This is a genomic window from Calidithermus roseus (assembly GCF_003574095.1).
GTDB lineage: Bacteria > Deinococcota > Deinococci > Deinococcales > Thermaceae > Calidithermus > Calidithermus roseus.
On record NZ_QWLA01000083.1, the window covers coordinates 1 to 14,898 of the forward strand.

At 65.7% G+C, this 14,898-nt stretch carries 12 protein-coding genes; 7 read left to right on the forward strand and 5 right to left on the reverse strand.

Features of this window, described 5'->3' with window-relative positions:
• The first annotated feature begins 70 nt into the window (after positions 1-70).
• Complete coding sequence (hpt, locus tag Mrose_RS15790) at positions 71-598, forward strand: hypoxanthine phosphoribosyltransferase (RefSeq protein ID WP_119279911.1); 528 nt, start codon at positions 71-73, stop codon at positions 596-598.
• A gap of 121 nt (positions 599-719) precedes the next feature.
• Entirely contained in the window at positions 720-1,403 is a 684-nt protein-coding gene (locus Mrose_RS15795; protein WP_119279892.1) for a queuosine precursor transporter, read from the forward strand.
• Between the two features lie 57 nt (positions 1,404-1,460).
• On the opposite strand, the gene Mrose_RS15800 is transcribed toward Mrose_RS15795, so the two are convergent.
• Positions 1,461-2,660, reverse strand: coding sequence for an adenylosuccinate synthase (locus Mrose_RS15800; protein WP_119279894.1), 1,200 nt, complete (start codon positions 2,658-2,660; stop codon positions 1,461-1,463).
• Between the two features lie 105 nt (positions 2,661-2,765).
• Here Mrose_RS15800 and rpmB point away from each other — a divergent pair, with 105 nt between their 5' ends.
• Positions 2,766-3,062: a 50S ribosomal protein L28 gene (gene rpmB / locus Mrose_RS15805; RefSeq protein ID WP_026234896.1), complete on the forward strand. Its 297-nt coding sequence runs from the start codon at positions 2,766-2,768 to the stop codon at positions 3,060-3,062.
• Between the two features lie 231 nt (positions 3,063-3,293).
• Here rpmB and Mrose_RS15810 read toward each other — a convergent pair whose 3' ends face one another.
• Together Mrose_RS15810 and truB are read right to left on the reverse strand one after the other, a co-directional pair.
• A complete protein-coding gene (locus Mrose_RS15810; protein ID WP_119279896.1) occupies positions 3,294-4,952 on the reverse strand; it encodes a 30S ribosomal protein S1 in 1,659 nt (552 codons plus the stop codon).
• Between the two features lie 263 nt (positions 4,953-5,215).
• Complete coding sequence (gene truB, locus Mrose_RS15815) at positions 5,216-6,154, reverse strand: tRNA pseudouridine(55) synthase TruB (RefSeq protein ID WP_119279897.1); 939 nt, start codon at positions 6,152-6,154, stop codon at positions 5,216-5,218.
• A 60-nt stretch (positions 6,155-6,214) separates the two neighbouring features.
• On the opposite strand from truB, the gene proB reads away from it, so the two are divergent.
• From proB to Mrose_RS15830, 3 genes are read left to right on the forward strand one after another with little or no spacing between them, the layout of a single operon-like run.
• Positions 6,215-7,366 carry a glutamate 5-kinase gene (gene proB, locus Mrose_RS15820; protein WP_119279899.1) on the forward strand — a complete coding sequence of 384 codons (1,152 nt, stop codon included), beginning with the start codon at positions 6,215-6,217 and terminating at the stop codon, positions 7,364-7,366.
• 10 nt (positions 7,367-7,376) lie between these two features.
• Positions 7,377-8,627, forward strand: coding sequence for a glutamate-5-semialdehyde dehydrogenase (locus Mrose_RS15825; protein ID WP_119279901.1), 1,251 nt, complete (start codon positions 7,377-7,379; stop codon positions 8,625-8,627).
• A gap of 19 nt (positions 8,628-8,646) precedes the next feature.
• The gene (locus Mrose_RS15830) at positions 8,647-9,531 is read left to right on the forward strand and encodes a YhjD/YihY/BrkB family envelope integrity protein (protein ID WP_119279903.1); all 885 of its coding nucleotides are present in this window, start codon (positions 8,647-8,649) and stop codon (positions 9,529-9,531) included.
• Positions 9,532-9,594: 63 nt separating this feature from the next.
• On the opposite strand, the gene Mrose_RS15835 is transcribed toward Mrose_RS15830, so the two are convergent.
• Positions 9,595-11,877 carry a COG1470 family protein gene (locus tag Mrose_RS15835; RefSeq protein WP_119279905.1) on the reverse strand — a complete coding sequence of 761 codons (2,283 nt, stop codon included), beginning with the start codon at positions 11,875-11,877 and terminating at the stop codon, positions 9,595-9,597.
• Between the two features lie 208 nt (positions 11,878-12,085).
• On the opposite strand from Mrose_RS15835, the gene Mrose_RS15840 reads away from it, so the two are divergent.
• Complete coding sequence (locus Mrose_RS15840) at positions 12,086-13,174, forward strand: glycosyltransferase family 4 protein (RefSeq protein WP_119279907.1); 1,089 nt, start codon at positions 12,086-12,088, stop codon at positions 13,172-13,174.
• Here the strand turns inward: Mrose_RS15840 and Mrose_RS15845 are convergent.
• On the reverse strand, positions 13,171-14,898 hold a 1,728-nt coding region (locus Mrose_RS15845), incomplete at its 5' end, for a ThuA domain-containing protein (RefSeq protein WP_119279909.1). The two genes, Mrose_RS15840 and Mrose_RS15845, sit on opposite strands and share 4 nt — an antisense overlap.

Below are 14,898 nucleotides of genomic sequence, written 5' to 3' on the forward strand. Positions count from 1 at the left end.
CCCGAGAGTCCGCCTGATCGGACCCAACCCCAAAACTCCCGCCCGGCTCGGGTAAAATCGCAACGTGAGCATCTTCCAGCCCGGAAAAGGAAGCGTTCAGATCACTGAAGCCGAGATTCGAGCCCGCATCAAGGCCCTCGGGGCCAGGATCACCCAGGACTACGCCGGCCAGCAGCCCCATCTGGTGTGCGTGCTCAACGGGGCCTTCATCTTCATGGCCGATCTGGTGCGGGCCATCGAGTTGCCCCTGAGCATCGACTTTCTGGCGGTATCCTCCTATGGCAGCTCCACCCGCACCTCGGGCGAGGTCGAGCTGATCAAAGACCTGCGCATCCCCATCGCGGGCCGCCACGTCCTCATCGTCGAAGACATCGTCGATACCGGCATCACCCTCAACTACCTTCTGCGCATGCTCGAGGCCCGCCAGCCTGCGAGCCTCAAGGTCGCAGCCCTGCTTTCCAAACCGGCCCGCCGCCGGGTGGAAGTGCCCATCGACTACCTGGGCTTCGAGATCGAGGACGCCTTCGTCTACGGCTACGGCCTCGACCGCGCGCAGTTCGACCGGAACCTGCCGTTCATCACGTCGCAGGCGGATTAGCGTTGGGTGTCTATTGTAGGCGGTCGATAGCCATCGGGTCTTATGCTGTGCGTTTCTATGGGTGGGTTATTTCATCGCCGCCTCGAGCCCGGTAAACTCTTGTTTTGTTGAGGGTTCGCCCATGAAGACCTATCGCTACATAGACCTCATCACCGCCGTGTTCGTGGTGGTGCTCATCGTATCTAACATCGCCTCGACCAAGGTAGTCCTGCTCGGCCCTTTCACCTTCGACGGAGGCACCATCCTCTTCCCGCTGGCCTACATCTTCGGCGACGTGCTGACTGAGGTGTACGGCTACAAGCGCAGCCGGCGGGTGATCTGGACGGGCTTCTTCCTGCTGATGCTGGCCACGCTGACCTTCGGCTTAGTCAACCTCCTTCCCACCCCCGCCGACCCGCAGAGCCAGAGCGCGGCCCAGGCCTTCTCCACCATCCTGGGCCTGGTGCCGCGTATCGTGCTGGGCAGCCTGGTGGCCTACTGGGCGGGCGAGTTCGTCAACAGCTTCGTGCTGGCCAAGCTCAAGCTGGCGACCCAGGGGCGCTGGCTGTGGACGCGCACCATCGGCTCGACGCTGGTAGGGCAGGGGATCGACACCGGCATCTTCCTGCTCATCGCCTTCTACGGCGTTTGGGACAGCAGCCTGCTGTGGACGGTGTTCGTCTCCAACTACGTCTTCAAGGTGGGGGTGGAGGTGCTGTTCACCCCCCTCACCTACGCCGTGGTGGGCTTCCTCAAGAAGCATGAGGGCGAGGACTACTACGACCGCGACACCAACTTCAATCCCTTCGCGCTGAGGGAGTCCTGATCGGGCTACGAGCACCCCTCGAGGGGTGCTCTGAGGCCGACGTGTGCCTTGGGTTCATCAGACCCAGCTCACCGCGCCGAAGGTGTCCTCGCGGCGCGGGCTGGTGGAGAACATCACCACCGGCACCCCGGTGTACTCCTCGATCATCTCGATGAGCTTCAACACGCTCCTGGGTAGGGCCTCGCGGCTCTTGATCCCCGCCAGCTCACCCCAGCCCTCGAGCTCCTCGTAGCGCACCCCGCCAGGGGTGTGCTCGACCCCCACCTTCACTTTGGGGAAACCGCTGAGCACGTCGAGCTTGGTCAGCACCAGGCCGTCGAAGCCGTTGACCTCGCAGGCGTACTTCAAGAGCGGCAGGTCCAGCCAGCCGGTGCGGCGGGGCCGTCCGGTGGTCACGCCGAACTCGCCGCCTTTCTGCCGTAGGTACTCGGCTTCTTCCTCGGGCAGCTCGGTGGGGAAGGGGCCGTTGCCCACGCGGGTGGCGTAGGCCTTAGCCACGCCGTAGACCTTGTTGATGCCCTTGTGGTTGACCCCGGCTCCCACGATGATGCCGCCCACGGTGGGGTGGGAACTGGTGACGTAGGGGTAATCGCCGTAGTTGAGGTCGAGCAGGGTGGCCTGAGCCCCTTCGTAAAGCACCTTCTTGCCCTGTCTGATGGCCTCGCGCAGCAGCTTGCCGGTGTCGGCAATGTGGGGGGCCAGAATCTCGCGCATGCGCTCGAGGTCGGCCAGGGCTTTTTCCGGCGAGTCCCAGCCCGCCTCGCGGGTGGAGTTAGGTTTTTCGATGAGCAAGGTCTCCAGCCGCTCGCGCAGCACCGCGTCGTCGAGCAGGTCGCCCGCCCGGATGCCCACCCGCCGCGCGCGGTCGGAGTAGGCCGGGCCGATGCCGCGCTTGGTGGTGCCCACGAAGTTGTGGCGGCTTTCGACGTGCTTGTGATGCGGCAGCACCAGGTGGGCCTTCTCCGAGACCAGCACCCTGGGCTCGAGGCCCTCAGCCCGGATGGCCGTCATCTCCTCGGCAAAGCGGAAGGCATCGATCACCATGCCGTCGCCCAGCACGTTAGTGGCCTGGGGATGAATCACCCCGGTGGGCAGCAGGTTGAGCTTGAAGGTCTTGCCGTGGGCGATGACGGTGTGGCCCGCATTGGCCCCACCCTGATAGCGCACCACGAAGTCGGCATCCTGCGCGAGGGCATCGGTGACCTTGCCCTTGCCCTCGTCGCCCCACTGGGCTCCAATGATCGCGATCCCTGGCATACCGGCCCAGTTTATCGCAGCACTTGGCTATAGCTGCAGGGGTGTGCTATACTCGTGCGCGTTGTCGTGAGGCTGGCTAGGACCAGCTTAGGCCGGAGGAAAGCAATGTCGAGAGTTTGCGAAATCAGCGGCAAGCGCCCCATGGTGGTCAACAGCGTCATCCGCCGTGGTAAGGCCAAGGCCGATGGCGGCGTGGGCAAGAAGACCACCGGGATCTCCAAGCGCTGGCAGACCCCCAACCTGCGCAAAGTCACCGTGCAGGTCGGCGAGCACAGCATCACCTTCAAGGTAGCCACCACCCACGTGCACAAGGTCTACGAACTCGTCGAGCGCTCCAAGGGCATGAACCTCAAGGGCCTCGACGCCAAGCAGGTCAAGAACAAGCTGCTCTCCCTGCTCTGAGCCCTGCTCGCGACAAACGGCCCCCCTGGGGGCCGTTTGTCCTTTTGACTCCTACCCAATGCGGGCAGGGCCGCCTTTGGGCGGCCCTGCTTTTGCTCTGGGTTATACCGGATTCAAAAAGATAATCACCCAAACCAAAGACCTTCAGAGGCTATCTTTTTGAATCCTAGAGCACTCCCTTCGGTCGGGTCAGTTCGTTCCCATTCGGGAACGAACTGACCGAATCTGGTATTACTTCTTCTCGGCTTCTTCCTCGAGGTCGAGCTGGTTGAGCAGGTCGCCGAACATGTCGCCCAGCTTGACGCTGGCCGAAGCGGCCTCGCCGGAGGAGTAGGATCCGATGCCACCGGCGTCGATGCCGCTCATGTCGTAGTCGCGGTCGCGGCCACGGCCCTCGCGGGAGCCCTTCTTGCGCTTGCTGGCCCCGGCGCGCTGGTCGGGGCGACCTTCGCGGGCAGCGCCTGCGCCACGGCGGGGCCGCTCCTCCTCGCCCAGGTCACTGGGAACGGGGGGCGGCAGCAGGCGCTTGCGCGAGAGCGAAACGCGCTGCTCGACGGGGTCGATGTTGAGGATCACGGCCTCGACCTCGTCGCCCTTCTTGAAGACCTCAGAGGGCTTCTCGATGCGGGTGTGGTCGAGTTCGGAGACGTGGATGAGGCCCTCGATGCCGGGCTCGACTTCCACGAACACGCCGAACTCGGTCAGGCCGGTGACCTTGCCCTTGATGGGGGTGCCCGGCGGGTAGCGGTCGGGCAGGGTCTTCCAGGGGTCGGGTTGGGTCTGGCGCAGACCCAGGCTCAGGCGGCGCTCCTCGGGATCGATGCGCAGCACCACGGCCTCGACCTCCTGGCCCTCCTTGAGGATTTCGGAGGGGTGCTTGGGGCGCTTGGTCCAGGAGAGCTCGCTGATGTGGATCAGGCCCTCGAGCCCCGGCTCGACTTCCACGAAGGCCCCAAACTGGGTCAGGCCCACCACCTTGCCGTTCACGCGCGAGCCGATGGGGTACTTCTCGCTGACGCTGATCCAGGGGTCCGACACCAGCGCCTTGATCGAGAGGTTGACCCGCTCACGCTCGGCATCCACCGAGAGCACCTTGGCCCGGACGGTCTGGCCCTTGGAGATGACCTCGCGGGGATGGGTGAAGCGACCCCAGGTGATCTCGGAGCGGTGCACCAGGCCATCGACGCCGCCCAGCGCCACGAAGACGCCAAACTCGGTGACCTCGACCACCTGGCCCTCGACCTCCTGGCCTTCCTGGAGGCTGGAGAGCAGGCTCGAGCGCAGCTTCTTCTGCTCCTCCTCGAGGATGGTCCGGCGCGAGAGGATCACGCGGCCCTTCTTGCGGTTGAGTTCGATGATCTTGACCGCGATGCTCTGGCCCACGTATTCGTCGAGCTCGGGCGTGCGGCGCAGGTCGACTTGCGAGGCGGGAAGGAAGGCCCGTACGCCTTCGATCAGCGCTACCAGACCCCCTTTGACCTTCTCCTGGACCTGAACGACCACGGGCTCGCCCTTCTCGAAGAGCTCCTGGAGCCTGACCCACGACTGGTCGGCCTCGGCACGCTTCTTGGAAAGGATGATCTGTCCGCTTTCCAGGTCGGCGCGCACCACGTAGACCGTGACCTGATCGCCGGGCTTGAGGAGCTTCTCCAGCTCCTCCTGGGGCAGGCTGGCTTCGGTGAGCTGGTTGAAAGGGATGATCCCTTCAGTGCGGGTGCCGATGTCTACCATGAAGCCGTCGTTGGTCTTGAACACCACGGTTCCGGTGATCACCTGGCCGCGCTGAACGGTCTTTTCGAGCCGGGCCTCCGCGTCCTGGAGGGCTTGCTCCATGCTAAATACTTCTGGGTTTCCGGCTTGAGCCGGGGTCTGGGTTGCCTTGTCTTCCATCCGCCTGTTTCCTCCAACCTTTGTCGCGCCAAAAACCCCGCCCAGCGCTCTCTGGGCTCGGGTGGAGTGGTCTGCGCGACGGGCTGCCCTCCGTAGAAGCCTCTAGGGGACTCACGAGGACATACTTGTCCGTTATAACACACCGCCAGGCCTTTTGTCCAACCGAAACCCTTCGAGAACGTCGGTCCAGATGGAAAGTCGGCTCACGAAATCCGGGCGGGTTGCCCACGGGCACGCGGCGGGCGATCCTCAGCCCTCTCCCCTCAGCCCTCTCCTCCCTTGAACACCCGCCGGATCTTGAGCTTGAACCCGTCGCCTTCGGCGATGGCCAGGAGCCGGCGATGGCGGTCCACCAGGGCCACGATGCCCCGTGCGGGGATGGGCAGGGGGATGCCCTCGAGCACCTTGCGCGCTTCGGCGTGAGAGAGTTCGACCACCGGGCAGGAGAGGGCCTCGAGTTCGCCCAGGGTCTGCTTGGGGTCGATCTCGCGGGGGTTCTGGCAGCGCTCGAGGCCCACGTTGCCTACCCGCGTGCGCACCAGGCCGGACAGGAAGGCCTTGCTGCCCAGGCGTTCGCCCAGGTCGCGGGCAAAGGAGCGAATGTAGGTGCCCGAGCCCACCACCACCCGGATCACGGCGGTGGGGAACGCGCCGGTGAGCCTGGGAAGCTCGACCATCCGGCCTTTTTCCTGTAAGCTCCAGCCGTTGACGGTGGGGCCGATCCGGTAGGGCGTAGGGGCAGGGTCGAAGGCCAGCAACTCCAGGCTGATGTAGCGCACCGGGCGGGGGGTGAGCTCGAGTTCGTGCCCTTTGCGGGCGGCTTCGTAAGCCCGCACCCCACCTACCTTGACGGCTGAATAGGCGGGAGGGAGCTGCTCGGATAGGCTCAGAAAATAGGGCAGGGCGGCCTCGAGGTCCTTTCGCCCAAAGCGCACGGGCTCAATCTCAGTCGGGGGTTCTTCAGCATCGAGGGTGGGCGTGGTGGCCCCGAAGGACACCCAGGCCAGGTATTCCTTGTCCTCGGCGGAAAGGTAGGGTACGAGCTTGGTCGAGGAGTCGCTGGCGAGGATCAGCACGCCCGAAGCCAACGGGTCGAGGGTCCCGGTGTGCCCCACCCGGCGCGTGTTCAGACGGCGACGGGCCAGGTCCACCACGTCGTGCGAGGTGAGGCCCAGGGGTTTATCCACGGCATACAGCGCCATGCGATTAGGGATTATAAGCGGCTGAAAGCCACGGGCGGATTCGCTATGCTAAATCCCGGCATGCAAAGGGCTCGAGTCCCGCTTTCCTCACCACCTTACCGCCGACTGGTGATCAAGGTGGGCAGCGCGGTGTTGAGTGGCAAGGAGGGGCGCAGGAGGCTGCTTGCCATCGCCGATCAGGTCGCCGCTTTGCGCGGGGAAGGGCGGGAAGTGGTGCTGGTATCCTCAGGGGCCGTGGCTACGGGCATGGCCCGGTTGGGCCTGACGCAGCGCCCGCGCACCATGCCCGGCAAGCAGGCGGCGGCAGCGGTGGGGCAGCCGGTGCTGATGCAGCTATGGGAGCAGGCGTTTGCCTGGCACGACCTCAAGGTGGCCCAGGTCTTGCTCACCGCCGAGGACCTGGCCCACCGCCACCGCTACCTCAACGCCCGCCACACCCTCAAGACCTTGCTGGAGTGGGGCATCGTGCCGGTGATCAACGAAAACGACACGGTGATGGTGGAGGAGATCAAGTTTGGCGACAACGACCAGCTCTCGGCCCTCATCGCCTCCCTGGTAGCCGCCGACTTGCTGATCATCCTCTCCGACATCGAAGCGCTCTTCGACGCCGACCCGCGCCACAACCCCCAGGCCCGCCCGGTGCGCTACGTGGAAAAGGTGGACGCCGAGGTGCTCAGGATGGCCGGGGACGACCCTAATCAGGTGGGGACCGGAGGCATGCGCAGCAAGCTGCTGGCCGCCGAGAAGGCCCAGGCCGCCGGGATCCCCATGCTGTTGTTGCCCGGCACCCGTCCGGGGGTCGTGCTGCAAGCCTTGCAGGGTGAGCCGGTGGGCACCTTCTTCGCGGCAGGACAGCGCCGCTACAGCGGGCAGAAGCTCTGGCTCTCCCAGCTTCCCAAACCTGCCGGAGAGATCTTAGTGGATGCCGGGGCTGCCAGGGCCCTGCGCGAGGGTGGAGCCTCGCTGCTGCCGGCGGGGATTCGGGGGGTGAAGGGCAGTTTCGGGGTGGGAGAGGCGGTGCGCTGCCTCGATCCGAGGGGCAACCTGGTAGGGGTGGGCCTGGTCAACTACAGCTCCGCCGAGATCGAGCGCATCATGGGGGCCAAGACCCGCGACCTCGAGGCCATCCTGGGCTACAAGCACTCCGACGAGGTGATCCACCGCGACTACTTCGCCCTCGCCAGCGAGTTGGCCGCTGGGGGCTTCGGGTAAACTCGAGGGCATGATCGGGGAGATCGTGCAGATGGCCCAAAACGCCAGGCGGGCTGCCCGGGTTCTGGCCAGCGCCAGCCCGGCGGCCAAGGCCCTAGCCCTGCGGCGGGCGGCGGCGCGGCTGCAAAGCGAATGGGCGCTCCTCGAGGCCGCCAACCGGCAGGACCTCGAGGCCGCCGAGGCCGGTGGGCTCTCCAGGGCCAAGCTGGATCGCCTGAAGCTCACGCCCAGGGTGCGCGATGACCTGGTGGCGGGCTTGTTGCAGGTGGCCGAGATGCCCGACCCGGTGGGGGAGATCGAGGGGCTCTCCCTACGCCCCAACGGGCTCCAGGTAGGCCGGATGCGCGTGCCTCTGGGCGTGATTGGCTTCATCTACGAGTCGCGCCCCAACGCCACGGTAGAGGCCAGCGCCCTGACCCTGAAGGCGGGGAATGCCATCGTGCTGCGGGGGGGCAAGGAGGCCTTCCGCTCTAACGAGGCCCTGGTGCGACTGTTGCAGGATTCGCTTTTGGAGGCGGGCTTGCCGGGCGAGGCCATCCAGCTCGTGCCCACCACCGACCGTTCGGCCATCCTCGAGCTGTGCCACCTGGGAGGCTTGCTGGACCTGATCATCCCCCGCGGGGGCAAGGAACTCATCGAACTCGTGCAGCGCGAGGCCCGCATGCCGGTGCTGGCCCACGCCGAAGGGGTCAACCACCTCTTCGTCGACGAGAGCGCGGCGGTGGATAAGGCTGTGGATATCGCCCTCAACGGCAAGGTTCAGCGGCCCAGCACCTGTAACGCCCTCGAGAAGGTCCTCGTCCACGCGACCATCGCGCCCGAGTTCCTGCCCCGGCTCGAGGCGGCCATGACCCAGGCCGGGGTCGAGCTGCGCGGCTGCGAGCGTACCCGCCAGATCCTGCCCACGGTCAAGGCGGCTGGCGAGGAGGACTGGCACACCGAATACCTCGACCTCATCCTCACCCTCAAGGTGGTAGACACGCTCGAGGAAGCCCTCGCCCACATCGCCCGCTACGGCTCCAACCACACCGAAGCCATCTGCACCAACGACCACGCCCACGCCATGCGTTTCCTGCGCGAGGTGGACGCTTCTTTGGTCCTGGTCAACGCCTCGCCCCGCTTCAACGACGGCTTCCAGTTGGGCCTGGGAGCCGAGATCGGCATCTCCACCAGCAAGCTCCACGCCTACGGGGTGATGGGGGTGCGTGAGCTGACCACCACCAAGTGGATCGCCCTGGGCGATGGGCAGGTTCGGGAGTGAGGCTGGGGCGCCGCAGGTCATGAACCCCTGGCTCTCCCGGATGTACCGGGCTTATACCGACGCCCACATCCCTTTCTTTGCGGCAGCCCTGGCCTATTACGCCCTGTTTAGCCTCATGCCCCTGCTGTTCTTGCTGGTGGGGGTTTTCGGCTTCGTGCTCTCGGGCAACGAAGACCTGAGGAACGCTTTCCTGCTGCGCCTGGTCGAACTGACGGTCTATTTGCTGCCCACCGAGCCCGAACTCGCCGGTGGCCTGGTGAGTTTCCTCACCCGGGGCGCTTTCTCGATTACGCTGGGCAGTCTGGTGATCTTGCTATGGACTTCGAGCAACTTCTTCGCCGCGCTGGCCCACGCGCTGAGCATCATCTTCGGCGGACTTGCATCCAACTCGCATCAAAACAAGCCTCCGGTCCTGGCAGAAGGCCATACCTCCATAATGGCTCAGAGGTTACTGCGCTTGGGGCAGCGCTCCTGGCGCTACGTGCGCTCGAGGGTGCTGGCGCTCCTGGCCCCGCTGATGCTGGGCCTGGCCCTGATCCTGCTGGCCTTGGGGGGTCTGGTTCTATCCTTCGTGCTGCGCTACTTGCCCCCTGAGCTGGGCATATTGCGGGGGGGCCTCGAGGTGGCCCTTCCCCTGATCGGAGCCTTCGTGCTCTTCCTGCTGACTTATGTCCTGCTGCCGCTGCCCGCCCCGCGCCTGGGCGCGGCGGTGGTGGCCGCCTCCGTGGCGGCGTTGGCCTGGGACGGGATGCGGCTGGGCCTGCCGCTGCTTTTGCCCAGGGCGCAGTATTACGAGGTGCTCTACGGACCCATCGCCGGCTTCCTGCTGGCGCTGGTGGGTTTTTACCTGACCATGTGGATCCTGCTGGTAGGAGCGGTGCTGGCTCGAGGTCTCTCCGAGTGAGGGCCGACCTCCCCTACGACATGCCCCCCACGATAGGAGGAAGCGTGGGGGGGCGGGAGGGGGCTAGTTCTTATCGCTCAGGGCGCCTTCGATGTTCATGAAGGCCTGGGGGACGTCAGCGGCGAGCGCACAGCCCTCGTAGAACATGAAGAAGGCGTCTCGGGCGAAGCATTCGGTGTTGCGCTCATTGCGCACCTCGAGCCTAAGCCCCGGCTTGATGTACTGCCGCACCGCGCCGGGATCCGAGGGTGAGAGCAACTTCTTACCGTAGATGTCGGTGTAGAACTCGCCGGTGGCGGCAGCCTTGGAGGCGTCGATGGAAAGCGCGGGGCCGTTAGGGTCGGTGGCCACGGCGAAAAGCCGGGTCTCGCCGGTGCTGGTGCCGATGCGCATCAGGCTGCTGCAGCCGGGGTCCTTGCAGGCCGTGATGGGGTTGACGGTGTCGAAGGTGAGGCCGCCGAGGTTGAGACCCAGGATGTTACCTGGCACGTCCGAGCGCCAGGGTTCGTAGCCGTTGAGGCTGCCCTGAGTGCCGTCGTAGACGTGGAGCTTGCGTTCGCCGTTGCTTTGGTTGGCGACCTGGCTGGGGGTGGGCACCTCCGGAGGGCAGGTGGCGTCCAGCGGCAGGTCGGTGTTGTTGTCGGTGGAGGGGCCGAAGTCGGTGTTGATGTGCAGGTCGGCCACGATTTCACCCGTGGACTTGTTGGCCACGGCGACCTGCAGGCTGTGGAACTGGCGGCAGACGCGCCCGATTGCGCCGGTGCCGAAGTGGTGCACGAACAGCCAGCGGTAGCCATCCCGCTCCCACACGTAGTTCTTGAAGCCGGGATGCCCTTCGGGCAGCACACCGCTGGTGTGCAGGTCGTCTTGGATGTAGCCAAACGCGGGTTTGTAGCCCGCCTTGAACAGGCTGGGGTCGGAACCGTGGTCGTGGCCGAAGTAGCACCAGTAGACGGGGTCTACCTGGGGGTGCCAGGTAGCCAGCACCCGCTTGCTGCCGTTGGGCATGGTGACTTCGGTGGTGTACTGGTCGTGCACCCACTGCGGGCAGGGCTTGTTGGGCTCCGCCGCCGGGCTGCCCAGTTGGGCGGGGGCGGGGGAGGGGGTGCCGTCCTTCTCGCCGAAGAGCACCCAGTAGGTCTCGAGGTTCTGGCTGATGCTCGCTCCGGGGTCGTAGACCGAGCCTAGCTCGACGGTCTGGCCGGCGCTGAAATTCTTGACGAAGACACGGCGATCACTTCCGGCGATCCTGACGCTTCCCTGCTCACTCCAGTTGTTCTTCAGCCAGTTGGGCACCTTGCTGGGGTCGGCCCGCCAGACCACCGCCAGCCGCGCGTCGCGGTTGAGGGTGAGGCGTATGAACACCGGCTTGCTGTACTGCCAGACCGAACCGTGCTTGCCGCCGTTGGGTGGGGTGAGGACATCCCAGCCCTGGTAGGCTCCCGCGTCGTCGATGCTTCCGTGGCCCTCCTCATCGGGGATGTTCACGCCGCTCTTGAACTGGCGGGGGCGGTAGAACATGGCTTCCACCGCGGGTTGGTCGCCTTCGGGGCTGCTCTGTAGCCACTGGTAGCTGCGCAGCAGCGTGGCGTTGGCGGGACCGGACGGCGGTGGTGAGGGCGGAGCGGTGAGGGTGAGGGTGAAAGGGGCGTATTTGCTGGTGCCTCCCGCGGTGCCCTTGACCCGCAGGCTGTAGGTATTGGCCTGAACCGTGCTGGCCACGCTTAGGGTGAGGGTGCTTTTATCGGCTGTGCTGCTGGCAGGGCTGAAACTGGCACTGATGCCGGCAGGCAGAGCGCTGCCATCGGAGCTTTCCAGGCTCAGGCTGACTGCGTCGGTGAAGTTGTTGCGCACGATGCCCACTTCGGTGGTGGTCGTGACCGAGCCGCTGGTGGGCAATTCGAGGCTGCGGCTGGAAGGGTTAACGGTTAGGCTGAAGCTGCCGGGCTGGGGTTTCTCCTGCACAGTGAGGCTGAGGTAGGCATACTGGGTCTTACTGCTCGCACTCCCCTTGATTTGCAGGTCGTAGCTCCCGACAGGCGCGCCGCTCGAGACCTCGAGGCTGAGGGTGCTGTTGCTGCCACTGGCCACGCTGGGGTCGAAGCCATAGCTGACCCCGCTCGGCAAGCCACCCCCGCCCTTTTTCTCCAGGCTGAGGCTGACCGCTTCGCTGAAGCCGCCGTGTCGCTCGATGTGGAGCGTAATGTTTTTCTTTTCGCCCTGGACGAGGGTGAGGTTGCCGTCCACAGCCGAAAGGGAGAGGGTGAAGGAGGGATCGGGGTTTTGCTGCGTGACACAAGCCGCCATCACCAGAGCGAAGGCAAGAAGGGGAAGGCGCTGTTTCACAGTTGTGGTTTCTCCTTGGGGTCAGGAGGCAGCCCTCGAGGCCGCCGCAAGATCGAAATATTGAACCATGGGATCCGAAGGATAAGCTTGAAGGGAGCCTAAAGCAGCCTTTAGCTTCGGGGTTGTGCGTCGTATGTGAGATTGGGCTATCGGCCATCAGCTCGGCGACTTCTGTAGGGACGCGGAGCTGTGGTAGCTTCACTTCAGGATGGAGTTCACGCTCGCGGTGCCCAACCTCGAGACCTATTCTCCCCAGAGCGGGATCGGGCGGGTGCTGAGCAGCTTGCGGGCAGGATGGGGAGAGCGCGTGCGGGTGGTGGGGGCGGCCTACCGCAGCCTGCCTCTGCCGCTGCTGCGTACCCGGCCCATCGGGGTGCGGCTGGAGCAACCCGCCGACCTGGTCCTGCTGCCCCAGCTCACCGGGGCCGAAGCCCTGCGTGACACCGGGGGCTTGCCGGGGGCGGTGATCGTGCACGACATCGGGGTGGTGGACTTCCCCGGTGACCGGGGCACGCTCGGCTGGTGGGGCCACAAAAGCGTGGAGGCCAGCTTTTACGGGCTGCGCTGGGCCAGCCGGGTGATCGCCGTCTCGGAGTTCACCCGCCGGCGCCTGCTGCGTCACTTGCCCCAGCTCGAGGGCCGGGTGGAGGTGGTGCTCAACGGCGTGGACCCGGCTTTCCTCGAGCCCGGCCCCACTCCCGAGCAAGCTCGTGAGCGCCTGAGCGAATACCTGGGGCGCGAGTTGAAGGGACCGCTGGTGCTCTACGTGGGCACCGAGCTGCCGCGCAAGAACGTGGGCCTGCTGCTGCGGGCCTTCGCCAGGGCCCGTCAGGACTTCCCCGGCGCTGTGCTGCTCAAGGTCGGGGGGGCTGGCGGTCCCCGCTGGCGCGAGCAGACCCAGGCCGTGCTGCGCGAGCTGGCTTTGCGGGAAGGCCAGGACGTGCTCTTTCTCCAGAACGTGGATGACGCGCTGCTGCGATTGGCCTACTGCGCCGCCGACGCGGTGGCGTTGCCCAGCCTCTACGAAGGCTTCGGTCTGCCTGCCCTCGAGGCCTTGGCCTGTGGAACCCAGGTGCTGGTGACGGACTGCGCAGCTTTGCCCGAGGTGGTGGGGAAGGTGGGGGTGGTGGTCGAGCCACGGCTCGAGGCCTTCGCCGGGGCGCTGGGGCGCCTGCTAGCCACCCCACCCACTCAGGAATGGCGCCAGGCAGCCCGCGATCACGCCCGCCGACTGACCTGGCCCAGTCGGGCCGAGGCGTATTTGGACATCATCCGGCGGATGGCTGGCTGCGCCTAGTCTGAGCCCAGCTTTCCAGCCCACCGGATGCCCCCGAGCAGGTGGGCCAGAAAGCTGGGGTCGCTGTAGTCGGCCTTGTTGGAGCCGAGGTTGGTGTACCACGAACGCCCGCCGTCGTAGAGGTGATACCAGGCCATGGGGTGGTCGCTGCCCATGGTGCCCCCGTCCACGTAACCCTCGTCGAGGTTGAGCAGCACACTGACGCCGTTGGTCTTGGGATTGACGTCGAAATTGTAGGCCTCGAGTTCGAAGTACCACGGGTTGGGCAAATCCTGGGTGGAGGGGTGAGAGCCATCCACCACCGTCATCTTGAGCCCGGCCGCCCGGATTTCGCTGGCAAACTTGGCTCCCACCAGCCTGATGTACCAGGGCCAGCCGGTCAGGGTATCCGCTGCGCTGTGGACCCCCACGAAGCCCCCGCCCGATTGAATGTACTGCTGGAAGGCGGCCTGCTGGGAGGAGTTCAGCACGTTGCCCTGGGTGTTGAGGAAGATCACGGCCTTGTACCGGGCTAAATTGCCGGAGGTGAAGGCCGTGGGGTCTTCGGTGGCGTCCACGGCGAACCCATTCTGGTTGCCGAGTTGCCGGATGGCAGCGATGCCATCGGGGATGGAGTCATGGCGGAAGGACTCGGTTTTGGAGAACACCAGCACCTTATCGGAACTGTCGGCGGCCTGGTTTTCCATGAGGACGACGGGACCGGTACCGAAGCAGGCCTCGGGCTCGGGGCAGACGTGACCGAAGATGTCGTAATCCCCGTCGTTGCCGATGTCGGCCACTCGGGTTTGGTGCAGCCCTTCGCGGGCGAGGACGTGGGCCTCCCACTCCTCCCCACCTCCCCGGTTGAGCCAGACGAACAGGCGCTTGTCGCCGCGGAACTCCGAGCCCACCACGTCCAGCCTTCCATCCCCATCCATGTCCACTACGTCCAGGCTGTGGACGCTGTTCACCCCGCTGTGGATGAGGTGCTTGACCCAGCCCTGCTCCTGCTGGGGATCGGCGGGGGCCTCGAACCAGGCCACTTCCCCCGTCTGCTCCGAGGGCGACAGGAGCGCGTCTAGCCTGCCGTCGGCGTTGAGGTCGATCAGCCGCACCGCGGCGTACTGGGGCCAGCCCCCAGCGAAGGTGTGCTTGGCCCAGCTTTTGCTGGCCAGGTCGGCGCCGCTGCCCCCTGGGTTCTGCATCCAGATGCCCCCCACCGCCAGGTCCAGCCAGCCGTCGCGGTCGAGGTCGCCCACGTCCAGCCCGTTGCGACCATAGCCGGGGTCGATGTCGAAGGTGCTCCACTGGCCTTGGCCCTGCTGCAGGAAGAGGGTGACGGGGGAGTCGCTCTCCCCCCGCATGGCCACGTCGGGGCGACCGTCTTTGTTGAAGTCGGCCACTACGATGTCGTGGGTGCCGGCGTTGCCCAGGGGGTGCTTGGTCCAGGCACTTCCGTTCCCGTCGTTCTCGTACCAGTGGGTGCCGATGAGGATGTCGGGGTCGCCGTCGGTGTCGAGGTCGGCCACTGCGCTGCCGCTCTGGCTGCGGGTGGAGGGGTCGATGAGGTGCTTGCTCCAGTGGGGGGCCTCATACCACACCAACTCGACGTTGTCCCCGCCGATGATCAGGTCGGGTAGCCCGTCGCGGTTGAGATCGGCGATGGCCTTCATCCAGGCCGACTGGGGGCTATCGGCGTCGATCTGGACCCGCTTGAAGTCGAGACTGCCGGTGGGGGGCGGGGG

Coding starts and splice junctions, on each gene's coding strand:
- Mrose_RS15795 (WP_119279892.1), top strand. CDS start 720: ATGAAGACCTATCGCTACATAGACCTCATCACCGCCGTGTTCGTGGTG.
- Mrose_RS15800 (WP_119279894.1), bottom strand. CDS start 2,660: ATGCCAGGGATCGCGATCATTGGAGCCCAGTGGGGCGACGAGGGCAAG.
- rpmB (WP_026234896.1), top strand. CDS start 2,766: ATGTCGAGAGTTTGCGAAATCAGCGGCAAGCGCCCCATGGTGGTCAAC.
- Mrose_RS15810 (WP_119279896.1), bottom strand. CDS start 4,952: ATGGAAGACAAGGCAACCCAGACCCCGGCTCAAGCCGGAAACCCAGAA.
- truB (WP_119279897.1), bottom strand. CDS start 6,154: ATGGCGCTGTATGCCGTGGATAAACCCCTGGGCCTCACCTCGCACGAC.
- proB (WP_119279899.1), top strand. CDS start 6,215: ATGCAAAGGGCTCGAGTCCCGCTTTCCTCACCACCTTACCGCCGACTG.
- Mrose_RS15825 (WP_119279901.1), top strand. CDS start 7,377: ATGATCGGGGAGATCGTGCAGATGGCCCAAAACGCCAGGCGGGCTGCC.
- Mrose_RS15830 (WP_119279903.1), top strand. CDS start 8,647: ATGAACCCCTGGCTCTCCCGGATGTACCGGGCTTATACCGACGCCCAC.
- Mrose_RS15840 (WP_119279907.1), top strand. CDS start 12,086: ATGGAGTTCACGCTCGCGGTGCCCAACCTCGAGACCTATTCTCCCCAG.